At 64.2% G+C, this 16,039-nt stretch carries 12 protein-coding genes and 1 tRNA gene; 6 read left to right on the top strand and 7 right to left on the bottom strand.

The window, feature by feature from the left end; all coding sequences use genetic code 11:
- Nucleotides 1-21: 21 nt before the first annotated feature.
- On the bottom strand, nt 22-1,920 hold the full coding sequence (locus ABD791_RS03215) for an APC family permease (RefSeq protein WP_345064463.1): 1,899 nt from the start codon (nt 1,918-1,920) through the stop codon (nt 22-24).
- Nucleotides 1,921-2,382: 462 nt separating this feature from the next.
- Here ABD791_RS03215 and ABD791_RS03210 point away from each other — a divergent pair, with 462 nt between their 5' ends.
- Nucleotides 2,383-4,092, top strand: a complete 1,710-nt coding sequence (locus ABD791_RS03210) for a DUF222 domain-containing protein (RefSeq protein WP_345062222.1) — start codon at nt 2,383-2,385, stop codon at nt 4,090-4,092.
- A 36-nt stretch (nt 4,093-4,128) separates the two neighbouring features.
- Here ABD791_RS03210 and ABD791_RS03205 read toward each other — a convergent pair whose 3' ends face one another.
- Together ABD791_RS03205 and ABD791_RS03200 are read right to left on the bottom strand one after the other, a co-directional pair.
- Complete coding sequence (locus tag ABD791_RS03205; RefSeq protein ID WP_345062220.1) at nt 4,129-5,784, bottom strand: AbgT family transporter; 1,656 nt, start codon at nt 5,782-5,784, stop codon at nt 4,129-4,131.
- A 146-nt stretch (nt 5,785-5,930) separates the two neighbouring features.
- Nucleotides 5,931-6,587, bottom strand: coding sequence for a TetR/AcrR family transcriptional regulator (locus ABD791_RS03200; protein ID WP_345062218.1), 657 nt, complete (start codon nt 6,585-6,587; stop codon nt 5,931-5,933).
- Between the two features lie 140 nt (nt 6,588-6,727).
- Here ABD791_RS03200 and ABD791_RS03195 point away from each other — a divergent pair, with 140 nt between their 5' ends.
- Entirely contained in the window at nt 6,728-7,537 is an 810-nt protein-coding gene (locus ABD791_RS03195; protein ID WP_345062216.1) for a CPBP family glutamic-type intramembrane protease, read from the top strand.
- Nucleotides 7,538-7,575: 38 nt separating this feature from the next.
- On the opposite strand, the gene ABD791_RS03190 is transcribed toward ABD791_RS03195, so the two are convergent.
- Both ABD791_RS03190 and ABD791_RS03185 read right to left on the bottom strand, forming a co-directional pair.
- Nucleotides 7,576-8,253, bottom strand: a complete 678-nt coding sequence (locus ABD791_RS03190; RefSeq protein WP_345062214.1) for a response regulator transcription factor — start codon at nt 8,251-8,253, stop codon at nt 7,576-7,578.
- A gap of 9 nt (nt 8,254-8,262) precedes the next feature.
- On the bottom strand, nt 8,263-9,546 hold the full coding sequence (locus ABD791_RS03185) for a sensor histidine kinase (RefSeq protein ID WP_345062212.1): 1,284 nt from the start codon (nt 9,544-9,546) through the stop codon (nt 8,263-8,265).
- Nucleotides 9,547-9,725: 179 nt separating this feature from the next.
- On the opposite strand from ABD791_RS03185, the gene ABD791_RS03180 reads away from it, so the two are divergent.
- Complete coding sequence (locus tag ABD791_RS03180) at nt 9,726-10,268, top strand: DUF4352 domain-containing protein (protein ID WP_345062210.1); 543 nt, start codon at nt 9,726-9,728, stop codon at nt 10,266-10,268.
- Nucleotides 10,269-10,440: 172 nt separating this feature from the next.
- Here ABD791_RS03180 and ABD791_RS03175 read toward each other — a convergent pair.
- Nucleotides 10,441-10,513: transfer RNA gene (locus ABD791_RS03175), tRNA-Val, on the bottom strand.
- 128 nt (nt 10,514-10,641) lie between these two features.
- Here ABD791_RS03175 and ABD791_RS03170 point away from each other — a divergent pair.
- The gene (locus ABD791_RS03170; RefSeq protein ID WP_345062208.1) at nt 10,642-11,094 is read left to right on the top strand and encodes a DUF1003 domain-containing protein; all 453 of its coding nucleotides are present in this window, start codon (nt 10,642-10,644) and stop codon (nt 11,092-11,094) included.
- A gap of 9 nt (nt 11,095-11,103) precedes the next feature.
- Here the strand turns inward: ABD791_RS03170 and ABD791_RS03165 are convergent, their stop codons facing one another.
- On the bottom strand, nt 11,104-11,580 hold the full coding sequence (locus ABD791_RS03165; RefSeq protein WP_345062206.1) for a peroxiredoxin: 477 nt from the start codon (nt 11,578-11,580) through the stop codon (nt 11,104-11,106).
- 236 nt (nt 11,581-11,816) lie between these two features.
- On the opposite strand from ABD791_RS03165, the gene aceE reads away from it, so the two are divergent.
- Nucleotides 11,817-14,543 carry a pyruvate dehydrogenase (acetyl-transferring), homodimeric type gene (gene aceE, locus ABD791_RS03160; RefSeq protein ID WP_345062204.1) on the top strand — a complete coding sequence of 909 codons (2,727 nt, stop codon included), beginning with the start codon at nt 11,817-11,819 and terminating at the stop codon, nt 14,541-14,543.
- 8 nt (nt 14,544-14,551) lie between these two features.
- The gene (locus tag ABD791_RS03155; RefSeq protein ID WP_345062202.1) at nt 14,552-15,757 is read left to right on the top strand and encodes a PucR family transcriptional regulator; all 1,206 of its coding nucleotides are present in this window, start codon (nt 14,552-14,554) and stop codon (nt 15,755-15,757) included.
- The last annotated feature ends 282 nt before the right edge of the window (nt 15,758-16,039 follow it).

Genomic DNA, 16,039 nt, shown 5'->3' with positions numbered 1-16,039 from the left:
TGATTGGGCTTGATTCCCGTGTCAGCTCACGTGAATCGACGGCCGTCGTTTCGGGTTCGGCTCCGACGCCCGCAACACTTCACGCGTCACCGGCGCGATCTCCCCCGCCCCGGTGATCAAGAACTTGAACATGTTCGAGATCGGATTGCCTTCTGTCCATTCGAAGTAGATTTCAGGGATGATTCCGGTCTGATCACGAATCTCGAGCAGCACAGATGCGATGGTGTTTGGCACGTTTCCGCTTGTCACCTTGAGCACCCGGTAGCCGTGCGCCGCAACACCCCGCACCAGGAGGTCTTCTTCGAAGTCTGACGAGTCAGAGGGGTACACCTCGAGAAAGATCACCGACGACCCGGGCGGGATATGGCCGTACCGGCGCTCGTCGCGGCTCTTGTCGCGATATTCGGCATCCGTGTCGAGACCGGGTTCATGGGAGATCAGCCGCACGGCGTCATACTCCTCAGCGTCTTCCAAGACGTAGTCGAGCGCGTTGGCATCAAGCACGACAGACGTCGCTCTGAGTTGGAACGAGCGACTGACGCGCGAGATGAGCGAGATTCCCACGATCCCGAGAATGAAGAGTGCCGCGATTCGCACCCCGTCTGGGCGCTCGATGACATTGGCGATAGTCGTGTAGACGAAGATCAACGAGATGAGACCGAAGCCGGCCGTGCGCCACTGCTGGCGCTTGCGCCGGGCGGACAGCGCGACCGCAACGGATGCCGACGTGATCAGAACCAAAACGCCCGTCGCGTACGCACCGCCTTGGGCATCGACGTTGGCATCGAAGACGATCGTGATGAGAAACGCGATCGCGATGAACACGAACACCAGCGGACGCACCGCGCGCGCCCACTGCGGGGCCATTCCGTAGCGCGGCAGATATCGCGGAACGAGGTTGAGCAGACCGGCCATCGCCGAGGCGCCGGCGAACCAGAGGATGCAGATGGTGCTCACGTCGTAGACCGTGCCGAACCCATTGCCGAGATATTCGTGGGCCAGATAGGCCAGTGCGCGACCGTTCGCCGGCCCACCGGCCTGAAAGTCCTTCTGCGGAATAAGCAGGGTCGTCACGATGCTCGACGTGATCAGAAAACCGCTCATGATGAGCGCCGAGGTGGTGAGCAGCCGTTTGGTATCGCGAATGCGGCCCACCGGGTTCTCCTCGGTGTCCCCTTCAGCACCCGTCACCTGAGGCATCACCGCAACACCGGTTTCAAACCCCGAGAGGCCCAGCGCAAGTTTCGGAAAGACGAGAAGAGCGATTCCGATCATCATCAGCGGGTCGCCGTGCTGCGCGGTCAAGGCGGCCCACCAGTCGGTGATGAGAGCTTGGTGCTCCAAAACCTCGGCGATGGAGACAGCGACCACCACGAGGTTCAAGGTGAGGTAGACGGCAACGAGAACGACGGCGATGCCGATTGCCTCCTTGAAACCGCGCAGAAAGACGGCTCCGAGCAGCGAGATCAGCACGAGCGTGACGATCATCTGGGAGTCGAGCCAGCTGGGTACGAACGGATTCTCGAGAAAGTGGGCAGAGGCATCCGCTGCCGACAGTGTGATCGTGATCATGAAATCTGTCGCGGCGAAGCCGAGCAGCACCAGCACGAACAGCTTGCCCGACCACCAGGGCAGCAGCTTCTCGAGCATGTGAATGGAGCCGGAGCCCATGAAGCTTTCGGATGCGACGCGGCGGTACACCGGCAACGCACCGAGCAGGGTCAGAGCGACGAGCACGATCGTCGCGATCGGCGAGAGCAGACCGGCGGCCAGAGCGGCGATCGCCGGCTGATAGCCGAGAGTGGAGAAGTAGTCGACGCCGGTCAGGCACATGACCCGCCACCACGCATGCGTCTTCTCGACGGCTTTGGCGTGCGGCCCGACGTGTGCCCCGGTTTTGTCGACCAGGCCATCGAGCATCCAGGCACGAAAGCCAACGCTCTGCGTTCGCGGTTTGCTCACCTGCACAGAGTACGCCCGCTCGACTCTCAGCCACCGAGAATCTTGCTTCGAAGTGACGACCTAGCCCCACACTCACGACGACCAGACGCAAACAGTCCGCACAGGGCCGTGCTGTCGGTCTTCTCGCTGCGACCGCGCGAGCCCGATGCATCGACTGCCGAGGCGGCGGCGGTGCTGTCCTGCCACGACGGCTTTCACCGTCAGAGCGACCGCCCGTGCGCGGTTGCTCGTGTGCCGGCCTGCGGGGGCGCCCCCTTTCGTTGGTCGAACTAGCCGAGACCGGGTGGGTCGGTTTCGCCACTGTTGTGTTGTCCCGTGTCAGTCACCCGCCACCGTTCTCCACAGGCGAGCACTCGAGAACTTGCTCACGGATGCGTGCAATCTCGGGTTTGCGTCTTCCCCTTTTTCTAGTCTTGAAGTATGCAGACTCTCACCGATCAGCTCCGGCAGGCCGCCGTCGCGTCCGCGGAAATCGGTGACGGTGCGGCCGGCTACGCAGCGCTTAACGAGCTGGACTTGCTCGAGTCTCAGAAGCAGCTCGCACGGATTCGCCGCAACTACGACACGCATGCGGCCTGGGTGGCCGGGGAGATCGCCCGGCGCTCCTCCCGGGAGTTCGGTTTCTCCGGTCTCGCCCAACGCCACGGGTTCCTCACCCCGGAAGCGTTGATCCAGTCGGAGACCGGGGGCACCCGGGCGGAGGCCGTGAAACTCGTCGCGGTCGGCACACTGATGGTCGACACCGAGGCTGCCGAGGGCGCCGCAGAACGTCGCCAAGCCGACCCCGATGCGCCGCTTACCGAGCTGCCGGAGCTCGCCGCCCCCTGGCTGGCCGTCGTCGCCGGCGCGGTGCGGGCCGGCACCCTGTCGATCGATGCGGCGGAGGCGATCCGCAAGGGTCTGGGCGACATCGACCCGGGCGTGCCGGCCGAGAAGCTCGCCGCCGCCGCACAGTTCCTGCTCGAAGAGGCCACGACGTTGAATGCGGACCAGCTGCTCCGCCGCGCCCGCTGTCTGCGCGACGAGCTCGACGCGGACGGGATCGCGCGGCGGGAGAAGACCCAGCGCGACGCCCGCAGCTTCCGGATCTGGCGTCAGGACGACGGGATGTACCGGGTGTCGGCGTTGCTGCCGCCGGAAGACGGCCGCCTCGTCGAGTTGATCGTCGACGGCGCGACCTCCCCGCGGCGGGGCGGCCCCCGGTTCGTGGATGCGGCGACGCAGGCCCGCGCCGACGCCCTCCGCGATGACGAACGCACGACCGAGCAGATCGCCGCGGACGCGATCTTGGCGTTGTTGCAGCTCGGCGCGGAGGCGGACCCGAACACGGTGTTCTTCGGCCGCCGCCCGGCCGTGCGGATCCTCGTCACCGAACACGACCTCGCGCACTCCGTCCCGCCGGCCTTCCGGAACCCCACCGCTCATTTTCCCGCCGGACAGAACTCCGCCGGATCATCACCCACCGCATCACCGCCGACCAAGCCACCACTCGCCGAGCCATCGCCGGCCGGAGCGTCACCGAGCGGTTCACCACGGGACGAGGCTCCACCGGACGGATTGACCGCAATGTCACCGACCGGACCGTCCCCAACCGGCCTGGCTCCGCTCAGTCAGGCGCCGCCCGGGCACGGCCAGATCGAGGGACACCCCGACCCGGTCTCGATGGACACCGTGAAACGGCTCCTCTGTTCCGGGTACACCGGCATTGAGTTCGACGACGACGGCCAATGCATCAACGTCGGACCCGACCAGCGTCTTTTCACCGCGAGGCAACGCACCGGGCTCGCCGCCCGCGACGGCGGCTGCCGCTGGCCCGGCTGCAACCGGCCCGCCTCCTGGTGCGAAGCACACCACATCGAGCATTGGAAGGCCGAGCAGGGCAACACCGATATTGCCGACGGGATCCTGCTCTGCCGCGCCCACCACCTGCTGCTGCACAACAACCACTGGCATGTGTTCCGCACCGGCGCCGACTACTGGCTCCTCCCACCCGTCACCGTCGACACCACCCAGACACCGATCCCGATGCCGAGCAAGAGCACACTCATGCTGGAACGGTTCCCGCCAAGCCAACCCACGGTGCAACCCACGGTGCAACCGACGGTGCAACCGACGAAACTCACCGGCTAGCTCAGCCGACGGCAAACGAAGCGACGACTTGCGCCGCTAGAGGCTGACGGGCGAGCCGGGTCCCCACGGAATTCCGAAGAGGAACCAGGCGGCGTACAGCACGACCCAGCCGATCAGAATCCACACGGTGTACGGCACCATCAACGCGATGATCGTGCCGATTCCGGCATCCTTCTTGTAGCGTTGCGCGATCGTCACAATGAAGGGCAGATAAACCATCAACGGCGTCAGCACGTTCATCGGGGAGTCGCCCACGCGATAGGCCGCGAGGAGGGTCTGCGGCGCCACATCGAGCGACGCGAAGATCGGCACGAAGATCGGCGCGAAGATCGCCCACTTCGGCACGACACCTGGCAAGATCATGTCGAGCACGAAGATCACGAGAATGAACGCGACGAGCAGCACGACAGCCGGCACATTGGCTTGCTCAAGCACGTGCGCGGCCTCGACTGCCGCGACAGTCGGCAGATTGGTCCAGTTGAAGAGGGCAATGAACTGGGAAATCATCAGGAACATGATCAGGAGCCCGCCGAGTCCGGCGAACGTCTTGGCGATCGCACCGACCACTGCGTTGCTTCCGCGCAGGGTGTTGGCGCCGATGCCGTAGCAGACACCGCAGACCAAGAAGCCGAGCGAAATGATGAAGATGAGGCTGGCCATGAACGGCGTCGCCCCGATGAGCTCACCCGTCGCGTTGTCGCGCAGCGGCGCTCCCGGCGGCAGACTGAGCGCGAGCACGACCACTGCAACGACGAGCAATCCCCAGAGAGACAGACGCAGGCCCCGTGCTTCGCCGGCGGAGTCGACGGCCTCGCCGGTCGTCGCATCCACCGGCTCAGCCATCTCGTAGACGCCGAGGCGGGGTTCGACGATCTTCACCGTCACGATTACCGCGATCAAGGCCATCAGAATCGATGACGCGATGCTGAAATAGAAGTTGGCCGTGACAGTGAGTGGCTGCAGACCGATGCTGCCCAGCGCTTCGTTGGTGATCTCGGTGAGCATCGAGTCGACCGGGGTAATCAGCAGGTTGACCGAGAAGATCGCGCCGACTCCGGCAAATGCGGCGGCCATGCCGGCCAACGGATGACGCCCCACCGAGAGGAACGCGGCGGCGGCGAGTGGGATCAAGATGAGGTATCCCGCGTCTGACGCCACCGAGGAGAGCACGCCGACGAAGATGAGGATGAAGGCCAGCGACCAGCGCGGAGCAACCTTGACGACCTTACGGATGAGCGCGCCCATCAGGCCTGCTTGCTCGGCCACGCCGACGCCCGCCATGGCGACGAGAGTCACCGCGACGACGCCGAAGCCGGCGAAGTTGTCGACGAAGGACGAGAAGAAGAACTGGATGCCGTCGGACGAGAACAGGTTTCGCACCGCGAAGGTCTGTTCGCTCAGGGTGTAGTCAGGGAGCGTCACGAACGCGCCCGTGTTGGTGTCGAACGGCACCAACGTGCCACCGAGCGCGTCGTTCAACTGCTGAAGCTGCTCGGTCGGCACGGGAGTGACGACCTCGTCGGTGACGCTGACGCCGACCCAGGAGAGAATCGCGGAAATGATGGCGATGAGCAGAATCAAGTAGACGAACATGATCGTGGGGTTCGGGACTTTATTGCCCAACCGCTCGATCTTGTCGAGAAAATTGCCTGACCCTGTGGCCGTCGAAGTCGCTGTCGCCGCCGTTGCCATGATGCCCCCACCGTTTCTGCATGCCGACGTGACGAGCCGGGCCGATTCGGCCTCCGTTGGCCGCCGACTTCACCCTAGTGGGGTCACTGCAAGTCCACGTATTTGTGTGTCACAAACCGCCTGCGCGTGGCGCGCTGACGGCAGCATTACGCCGTGCGGCGAAGCAACGCAGCCAGATCCGACACCGTCGCGTGCAGGCTCTCCTCGGAGATCTGCGTCTCTCCGTCGGCCTGGGACCACTCATCGAGCAGCACTTCGGCGACGATGCCCGCAATTCCGACCAAGAGCAAAACCTCCCGCTGCACCGACCCCTGCAACATGCGTTGTGTCGGGCGGGCGTTCAACCAGTCGAGCGTCAAGGCGATCAGTGCCCTCCGAAGATCCGCGAGCGTGGCTTGCTGCAACTTGGCGGCCTCCGGCTGCTCAGCCGCGAGGCGCCGGCGAGCAGCCGCCACTGGTGCATTGACCCCGCTATGCCCGATCGAGGCGACCACGACGCGGAGCAACCCGAGCGGCACATCCCCTGCCGCGCTGTCGAGCAGCGCGAAACCGATCTCGTGGGGCAACACGTCAACCGGACGACCCATGATCGCGGCCTCGCGAGAGGGCATGTAGTTGAAGAACGTACTTCGGGAGATCTGTGCCCGTTCGCAGATTTCTGCGATCGTCACCGCAGCGAGACCATGCTCGAGTGCGAGCTCGACTCCGGCGAGCTCAATCGCATTCTCCGTCGCGCGGCGCTTTCTGGCCCGCAGCCCCTCACGGGGCACCGCGGGCTCTGGCTGGGTCTGAGACGATGGCATCCCCCCATCTTCGCAGCATCGGTCGGCGCTCACCGCGTGCCGCGTGCAGCGCCACCTCAAGACGCCTTCGTCGCTCAGGACTCCCCCACCACTCACGGCATAACCAGCGGCCAGCCGGTGCACTGTGGAATGCTGAATCCGTGCACGCTTCCAGCCTCACCGCGACCCCAACGGCCCTCGGCTGGAGGGTGCTACCCGCTGCCCTCGTTTCGGCTTCGGCTGTTCTGCTCTTCGGAGTGAGCGCTGGCGTGGCGGGCTACGCGGTGTTGATGTTCGGGGTTCTGCTCGCCTGGTTTATTGATCGGCCGTTGTTTCGCGACTTGCTTCTCATCGCCATAGGCCTGGGAATCATCAGCACGATCTCGCTCGAGGCCAACATCGACTACCCCAACATGGTGCTGTTCGGGATTGTGCTCTCCGCGGCGGTTGCCGCTCCGTTCCTGATCCAGCGCTTCATCTATCGGGAGGTCGTCATCCGGTTTCCCTGGCGAGGGAGCTGGCCCTGGACGCGAGCGCAGTGGTGGTACATCGTGGTCGTGGTCGTGGCCGCCGTCGTGTTGTTGCCGCTCTACTTCATTGGCTCCGGTTCGTATCAGAACTGGCCGGCCGTGCACGAGCCAGACGCCATTGCGCGCCTGTTCCTCGGGGTGAACGCCGTTGGCATATGGGATGAGTTGTTCTTCATCTGCACGGTCTTCACCTTGCTCTGCCGACACTTTCCGGTCTGGCTCGCGAATCTGTTGCAGGCCACGATCTTCGTCTCGTTCCTCTGGGAACTCGGCTACCAGAGCTGGGGGCCGCTACTCACGCTCCCGTTCGCGCTGGTGCAGGGCGCGATATTTCGGATGACCCGCTCACTCAGCTATGTGGTGACCGTGCACCTGCTCTTCGATCTGGTCGTCTTTCTGGTCATCGTTTACGCGCATAACCCCGGCTGGTTCGGTGAGTGAAGACTGCGAGCGGATGACGCGAAGACCCGATCAGGGCGTCAAGCGAGCCCCGAACGCGCGACGACCACTGCGAGCTGGGTGCGGTTGCGGATGCCCCACTTCGTCTTGATCGCGGAGAGGGCTGACTTCACAGTGGTCTCTGCCACGAAGAACTGGGCGGCGAGTTCGGCGTCGCTCGCGCCGGTGACGAGCGCGAGGGCGAAATCGTGTTCCCGGTCGGTGAGCAGACCGAGCTTCTCGAGCGCATCTCGACGGGCGTCTGCGGTGGGTGAGTCCTGCACCCACTGGGTCAGTTGTCGCGCGGCGCGGGGCGAGTAGCCTGCGTCGCCTGCCGCGACGTCTCTGACCGCTTCGATGATCCGGTGCGGGTCCTCATCTTTGAGCAGAAAACCGACCGCCCCTGCGGCGACGGCGTCCAGCACCTGACCGTCTTCGTCGAATGCCGTCATCATCAGAATGCGAGGCGCACCGGCCTGCCCATGCAGAGAGCGCACGACATCTACTCCACCCATGCCCGGCATCCGCACGTCACAGAGCATGACATCTGGTGCGAGGCTGCGGATCGCGTGGGCAACCTGAATGCCGTCGAGGCAGTGGCCGACGACGGAGAGATCATCGGCAGTGCTCAGCAACGCGGTGATACCGGCAGCAGCCAGGGCGTCATCGTCGACGACGAGGATGCGAATGGGGTTGCTTTCCTGATCCGGCGTAGGCACCGCGCCAGTCTAGCGACGGTGCCAGGGCAGCCAGACGACCACCGCGAAGGTTCCCTCCGCCGTTTCTCCGGCCTCGAATGACCCGCCCATCAGGGCCGCCCGCTCGCTCATCCCTGGTATCCCGTTGCCGCCTCCCGTCGATGTCGGACGTGCGTCGGGGACGAGCCAATTGACCGTACGGAGTGTCAGACCGGTTTCCGGACCGCCGCGAAGGTCGACGAACAGGGAAGCTCCCGGAGCGTGTCGACGCACGTTCGAGATTGCTTCCTGCACAATTCGGTAGCAGGCATGTGCCACCTCGTGGTCACACGATGACGGGTCCCCGACGAACATCTGGGCGCGAACGTCGGTGCCCTCGCGCAGAGCTGCGTCGACGAGCGCACCGATGTCGACCAACCCCGTGGTCGTGCCCGAATTCAGTGCCGGGTTGCGAAGAACCCGCACGAGATTGCGGAGGTCATCCAACGAGTGTTGCGCCGATTCCCTCACCGCTTGAGCTGCCGCGGTCGCCCGCGCGTCTGAGTCGCCGACCTGCAGCTCCAGAGCTCCGGCATGCAAAGACACCGAGCTCAGTCGAGCAGCCAGTGTGTCGTGAATCTCACGGGCGATCTCCTGACGTTCGCGCTCCATGGACACCTCCTGGTGCAACGCCGCAATGTTGCGTGCGGCGGTCGTGTTCCCCCACCGTGCGCTGTCGCGCTCGACTCGCAGCTGCCGCGAGAACCCGAACGCGGCGAATGGAGCAACCAGGAGCGCAGCCAAGAAAGGAACCACCCAGAACAAAGCCAGCCTGGCCGGGGTTCCCTCCGCCGGTGCGCCAACAAAGACGGCGAGGAATGACGAGTAGGCAGTGAGATCCCAGAAGCACGCGACGACGGTCGCCGCAGAGGACGCCGCAACCAGCGCCCAGCGCATTCGTCCGCGCCGGACAGCGGTCAGCGCTGCGAGGGCGAGCAGGGCCGGGAGCGGAGTAGTCGGCACAATCATCGTGAGTCCGGTCGCGAGCACGTACACGAGTGTCGAGAAGCGATGCCGCCAGATCAGCAATACCGACACGGCGAGCATCGAAAGTATCCCGATCGCGACAAGTACCTGCAGGGTGGTCGACGGTGTGCTGCCTGCGACCAGATGGGTCGTTCCCGCCACGATGACCAGGAGGGACGACAGCACGACGAGAGCGATCGACCCGACCATCGCCCAGGCACGACGAACACGGGACCGCGGCGCGGCGGGAGCGGCTGAGCCGGTCGATGCCGCCCAGCCGCCGTTCGGAATGGGTGGCGCGGCGGTCATGTCTTGATCGTAGGGGGCGGGGCTCCCTCGTTCCGACCGACTTTCGTGCGGACCCTGGCGACGATTTCCCCTCCTTTCGGTCGGTCTGCTCGAGCCGAAACGAGGTGGTTGCGCTTGGGTACCGATGGTGTTCTTGATGAGGCCGATCGGCCGCAGTCCGCACCCACCAGGAGGCATCCGTGTTTTCACGTTCCATCGTCCGTCGTTCAACCCTCATTGCCGCCGGAGCGGCCATCGCCCTCACCGTCGCGCTCACCGGCTGCAGCGCCGATGTCGCATCGGGCGGCTCCGCTGCCGGCAGTTCCGCCGAAGAAAAGCCGCAGACGCCCGGTTTGAACGTTCCGGTCACGGTCGGCGCGTTTGAGTTCACGGCGCTCGCCGCGGCCGACGCCGGCACAACCGTCGGTACGGCTCCGCTGTCTCAGACTGCGCAGGGTTCGTTCTTTCAGATCGACCTCGCGGTCAAGAACGTCGGAAACGATTCGCAAACGTTCATCGTCAACTACGTCACGCTCGAAGATGCGGACGGAAAATCCTACGACGCAGACGCCAGCGCGACCCTCTACGCCGGAGGTGACGCACAAGCCTGGATTGCGGCCATCAACCCGGGAAACGCAGTACAGGCGCCGATCCTTTTCGATCTGCCCGCCGGGGTGAAGCCGTCGAAACTGTTGGTCAGCGACAACATGTTCTCAGACGGCACAGCGATCGAACTCGGCTAGCCCGCCGCACGTCGAGCAGCAGCGAAGAACACAGCAGGCCGGGTCAGAAATACTGACCCGGCCTTCGTTCAGCTGGCCGCTGCGCTCACGCGGTCACACCAGCGCTCAAATCGCCTCCGTAGACAGGAAAAGCCAGAGACGAAATGCGCCTCTGGCTATCCTTCTCTTGCTGTGGGCCCTACCGGGATCGAACCGATGACATCCACGGTGTAAACGTGGCGCTCTACCAGCTGAGCTAAAGGCCCTGACAATCAACCACTCACGCGGCGAATCAGGTCGTGTATATCCTAGCCAATCCGCCTGGCCCGATCAGAATCGGGGTTGCAGCTCGCGCGCGTCGCAGCTGCAACTCCGGCGTGCTTTACCATGACGCATGACCACCAACGCGCTCACCTGGCACACCAAACACAAGCAATCGCTGACTCGCGGAGCCCGAGCCGCCGATATCATGCGCAACGGCATGGGCAGCTGGCCATTCGTCGGCGGCTTCATCGGAGTCATGATCGTGTGGGCGGTCATCAACATGCTGCTCCCCCGCGACAGCGAATGGGATCCCTACCCATTCATTCTGCTCAACCTGTTCTTGAGCATGCTGGCCGGACTGCAGGGAGCAATCTTGCTGATCGCCGCGAAACGGCAAGACGGAATCGCCGCAGCACTCGCCCAGCACGACTACGACACGAACCTCGAAGCCAAAGCCGATATTGCCCGACTGATCACTATCGCCAATCGTCAGACCGAGATGCTCGACGATCTCCACACGCTCCTCGCGGCAGAACGAGCCGGCGCTCTCACGCCGACGCCGACATCCGCTTACCCGCGATGACTCGCGCTGCTAGATGACAGGCGTTGGCTGCAACTCTTCGAGCGCAGCCCGATAGGCCGCAAGCGACCGCGCTTCACCGGGCGCCGTGATGAAGCTGGCACGGATGATGCCGCTCGGGTCGATCAGGAATGTCGCGCGGTTCGCGAACCCCTTCTCATCGAGGAACACACCGTATTCCTTCGCCACGCCGCCGTGCGGCCAGAAGTCGGCGAGCAGGCTGAAGTCGTAGCCTTCCTGCTCTCCCCAGGCACGCAGGGTGTGCCGGGAGTCCACCGAAATACCGATCAGTTCAACGCCGCTGTCCGCAAAGAGCGACAAATTGTCACGCAGTTCGCACAGCTCGCCACTGCAGATTCCCGAAAATGCCAGCGGGAAGAAGACCAGTGCGACCGACTTCTCACCCCGAAACTGGCTGAGTTGCACTGACTGTCCGAACTGATTGATCAGCTCGAAGTCGGGTGCTTGCGTGTCGTTCTCCAGTGCCATGGCGCAATTCCTTTCCGCGCCACGGTCATCCCGTGGCAAGCCAAGCTGCACAGCCTAGTCCCGGCGACTGCGGGAACCAAGAATGCTTGCTGGGAGCACCGCGGATGCTGCGGCGCGTACGCGGAGCACAACAAGAATCACTAGGCTGGCGGGTGGTGCCGATGGTCGTGATCCGACCCACCCAGATATGCGGCACGAAACCCAGGCACGACCTGCCCAACACAGAGAGGTCGAGTGTGACTGTCAACGACCAGGACCCGTACTCGATGGACAACACCGACGCAGATCCAGAAGAAACGGCCGAATGGTCGGAATCGCTGGATGCGCTCGTCGCTGAACACGGACATGAGCGAGGTCGAGAGATCATGCTCAGCCTGCTCAAGCGATCCAAGGAACTTCACCTGGGCGTGCCCATGGTGCCGACCACTGACTACATCAACACCATCGCCGCAGAGAACGAACCAGCGTTCCCCGGCGACGAGGATGTGGAGCGCCGCTACCGCGCCTGGATTCGTTGGAACGCAGCGATGCTCGTTCACCGCGCCCAGCGCCCCGGGATCGCCGTCGGTGGCCACATCGCCACCTATGCATCCTCTGCCGCACTCTACGAAGTCGGTTTCAACCACTTCTTCCGCGGCCAGAACCACCCCGGCGGCGGAGACCAGGTCTTCATCCAGGGCCACGCCTCCCCCGGCACCTACGCCCGCGCTTTTCTCGAAGGACGCCTGAGCGCCAACCAGCTCGACGGTTTCCGCCAGGAGAAGTCGCACGCCGGCGGTGGACTCTCGTCCTACCCGCACCCGCGTCTGATGCCCGAATTCTGGCAGTTCCCGACCGTGTCGATGGGCCTGGGCCCGATCAACGCGATCTACCAGGCGCAGGCCAACAAGTACCTGACGAACCGTGGCATCAAGGATGCCAGCGACCAGCAGGTCTGGGCTTTTCTCGGCGACGGTGAGATGGACGAGGTCGAAAGCCGTGGCCAGCTTCAGGTTGCCGCCAACGAAGGCCTCGACAACCTCAACTTCATCATCAACTGCAACCTGCAGCGCCTCGACGGCCCTGTGCGCGGTAATGGCAAGATCGTGCAGGAGCTCGAGAGCTTCTTCCGCGGTGCCGGCTGGAACGTCATCAAGGTTGTCTGGGGCCGCGAATGGGATGACCTGCTCACCCGCGACACCGATGGCGCCCTGCTCAACCTGATGAACGTCACCCCGGATGGCGACTACCAGACCTACAAGGCCGAGAGCGGCGCCTACATCCGCGAGAACTTCTTCGGTCGCGACCCGCGTGCGCTCAAGCTCGTCGAAGGCTACACCGACGACGAGATCTGGAACCTCAAGCGCGGTGGCCACGACTTCCGCAAGGTCTACGCCGCGTTCAAGGCTGCGTCAGAGCACAAGGGCCAGCCGACCGTCATTCTGGCGAAGACCGTCAAGGGCTACGGCCTCGGACCGAGCTTCGAGGGCCGCAACGCGACCCACCAGATGAAGAAGATGACGCTGGAGAACCTCAAGACCTTCCGTGACAGCATGCACGTGCCGATCACCGACGCACAGCTTGAGGAAAACCCGTACCTGCCGCCGTACTACAACCCCGGCGCATCTGACCCGGCGATCGAGTACATGCACGAGCGCCGTCGCGCACTCGGCGGATACCTGCCGGAACGCCGCACCAAGTACACCCAGGTGAACCTGCCGGACGACTCGACCTACGCGATTGCGAAGAAGGGTTCAGGCACGCAGGAGATCGCCACCACCATGGCGTTCGTGCGCTTGCTGAAAGACCTGCTGCGTTCGAAGGAATTCGGCAACCGCATCGTTCCGATCATTCCCGACGAGGCCCGCACCTTCGGCATCGACGCGTTCTTCCCGAACGCCAAGATCTACAACCCGAACGGCCAGCACTACACGTCGGTCGACCGCGAGCTGCTGCTGTCGTACAAGGAGAGCCCGCAGGGCCAGATCCTTCACGTCGGCATCAACGAAGCCGGCGCGATGGCCGCGTTCACCAACGTCGGAACCTCGTACTCCACCCAGGGTGAAGTGCTCATTCCGATCTACGTTTTCTACTCGATGTTCGGATTCCAGCGCACCGGCGACGCCATGTGGGCTGCCGGCGACCAGATGGCTCGCGGATTCATCATGGGCGCCACCGCCGGTCGCACCACCCTCACCGGTGAAGGCCTGCAGCACGCTGACGGCCACTCGCACCTGCTCGCGTCGACGAACCCGGCCATGGTCTCCTACGACCCGGCCTACGGCTACGAAATCGGCCACATCATGCGCGCCGGTCTCGACCGCATGTACGGCGGCACCCACTCCGACCCGAACGTGATGTACTACATCACGCTCTACAACGAGCCCCTGGTGCAGCCGGCCGAGCCGGAGAACGCGGATGTCGATGGCATTCTGCGCGGAATCTACCGGTTGAACCAGTCAACCGTTGCCGGCCCGAAGGCCCAGCTGATGGCATCCGGCGTTTCGGTGCCGTGGGCGCTTGAAGCTCAGCGTCTGCTCGCCGACGACTGGGGAGTATCGGCCGATGTCTGGTCGGTCACCTCGTGGACCGAACTGCGTCGCGACGGCCTGGCGGCTGAGGAGCACAACTTCCTCTACCCAGAGGCAGACGAGCGCACCGCCTATGTCACCGAGAAGCTCGCCGGCGCCGAAGGCCCGTTCGTTGCGGTCTCCGACTTCATGCACGCAGTGCCCGACCAGATTCGTCAGTTCATTCCCGGTGACTTCGCAACACTGGGTGCCGATGACTTCGGTTTCTCTGACACCCGCGCAGCAGCCCGTCGCTACTTCAAGATCGACAGCCCGTCGATGGTCGTGCGCACCCTCCAGCTGCTGGCCCGTCAGGGCAAGGTCGACCGCAGTGTGGTCGCCGCAGCAATCGAGAAGTACCAGTTGCACGACGTGAACGCTGGAACCACCGGCTCTGCCGGGGGCGAGAGCTAACTCACACCGTGGCACCGGCGCCCAAGACGAAAGAGCAGACGCTCGCCTGGCTTCGAACGATTTCAGGTGAGCTGTCGACAGCGACACTCAAGCGACTCGAGGACACGCTGCCCTGGTATGGCGAAATGCCACCAGGGCGGCGGTCCGCCGTCGGCCTTGTCGCGCAAGCGGGGATCACCTCGTTCATCTCCTGGTTCGACGATCCGTCGTCGACACCCTGGATTGCTGCCGACGTCTTCGGCGCCGCCCCGCGTGAACTGCTGCGGTCGATCAGCCTGCAGCAGACCCTTCAGCTCATTCGTGTGACCGTCGAGGTCGTCGAGGAGCGCGTGAAAGAGGGCGGCGAGCTTCTCAGGGAAGCGATTCTGCTCTACTCGCGTGAGATCGCATTCGCCTCGGCGGATGTCTACGCTCGCGCCGCAGAGGCCCGCGGCCTCTGGGACGCCCGCCTCGAAGCCCTCGTCGTCGACTCCATTCTCTCCGGGGAATATGACGATGAACTGCCGAGCCGGATCGCGGCTCTGGGCTGGCACGGTCACGGCGAAGCCTGTGTGCTCGTCGGCACCACCCCGAAAATGCTCGATGTCGACCAGCTGCGTCGCGCAGCCCGTCACATGTCTGCCGATGTGCTGATCGGTGTGCAGGGCAACCGGCTGGTTCTGGTCATCGGCCGCGCGCATCCGACCCCGGTCGACACCGACGATGCGATCGGCACCGCCGCCGCATTGACCTTCATGGAAATCGCGATCGCCTTGGAGCCGAACTTCGGGCCAGGGCATCTCGTGCTCGGACATGAGGTGCCGAACCTCGTCGACGCGTCGAAGAGCGCCAAAGCAGCGCTGGCCGGTTTCGCCGTCGCCCGCTCCTGGCGCAATGCCCCTCGGCCGGTGCAAGCCGACGATCTGCTGCCCGAGCGCGCATTGGCCGGCGACCCGCTCGCCCGTGCCACGCTGATTCACCGCATCTATCGGCCGCTGCAGGCCCACTCGACCGAGCTGCTGACGACGCTCTGGTGCTACCTCGACAACGGTCGCTCGCTTGAGGCCACCGCCCGAGAGCTGTTCGTGCACCCGAATACCGTGCGTTATCGCTTGAAGCGGGTCTCCGAGGTGATCGGCTACGACGCGACGGGTGCCAGGGAGGCGCTCATTCTGCAGTCGGCGCTGATTCTCGGCTCGATCGCCGATCACGACGGGTCGACGCGCAGGCGCTAGCTTCTTTCCCACGCTTTTCCCGCACCTCCTCTCACCTCCTCTCACCTCCTCTCACCTCCTCTCGCCTGCCCATACCCGCCGACTTTGACAGTTGCGGTCGAGATACCCCGGCACACCGGGGAAGGTCGACCGGAAGTGTCAAGCTCGGCGACGGAGGATCTCGACAGGCTCGATCACCGGGACGCTCGATCATCGATCGTCTGACAGATCCAACAAGGGATCAGGCAATTCTTGGTGGAGTCTCGACACACCCTCGAGCCATGAGGTTGCAAGACTAGACAG

This window comes from Glaciibacter kafniensis, from assembly GCF_039538945.1.
Lineage (GTDB): Bacteria > Actinomycetota > Actinomycetes > Actinomycetales > Microbacteriaceae > Cryobacterium > Cryobacterium kafniensis.
The sequence above is the reverse complement of the archived record's forward strand: the minus strand, read 5'-3'. Positions and strand labels throughout refer to the sequence as shown.